This window comes from Erysipelatoclostridium sp. MSK.23.31, from assembly GCF_019125875.1.
Lineage (GTDB): Bacteria > Bacillota_I > Bacilli_A > Erysipelotrichales > Coprobacillaceae > Thomasclavelia > Thomasclavelia ramosa.
This window is the reverse complement of sequence record NZ_JAHOCB010000121.1, coordinates 1-638: the sequence shown is the minus strand read 5'-3', so window position 1 is coordinate 638 and position 638 is coordinate 1. Positions and strand designations below refer to the sequence as shown.

Annotated in this window: 1 pseudogene; it reads left to right on the top strand. The window is 31.7% G+C overall.

The annotated features are described in order from the left end of the window. Nucleotides 1-638, top strand: a pseudogene (locus KSU54_RS18585) (UDP-glucose 6-dehydrogenase); the annotation flags it as partial.

The window sequence follows — 638 nt, the reverse complement described above, 5'->3', positions numbered from 1 at the left end:
ATTCAGGATAATGAAATTGAGGCTTTTTTAAGTACAAAAAATTTAAATCTAGTAGCTACATTAAATGCTAAAGAAGCATACAGTGATGCTGAATTTGTAGTGATTGCAGCACCTACAAACTATGATTCAAAGAAGAACTTCTTTGATACTAGTGCAGTAGAAGCAGTAATTAAGTTAGTAATGGAATATAATCCAGAAGCTGTCATGATTATTAAGAGTACTATCCCTGTAGGGTATACTCAAAGTATTAGAGAAAAAACAGGATCTAAGAATATTATCTTCTCTCCTGAATTTTTAAGAGAATCAAAAGCATTATATGATAATCTTTATCCATCTAGAATTATTGTTGGAACAGATATGAATGATCCTAGATTAGTAGAAGCTGCAAATACATTTGCAGGTCTACTGCAAGAAGGAGCAATCAAAGAAGATATTGAAACATTAATTATGGGATATACAGAGGCAGAAGCAGTAAAGCTGTTTGCTAATACTTATTTAGCCTTAAGAGTGTCATACTTTAATGAATTAGATACATATGCAGAAATGAAAGGTTTAGATACTAAGCGAATCATTAATGGTGTATGTCTAGATCCTAGAATTGGTTCACATTATAATAACCCGTCATTTGGATATGGTGG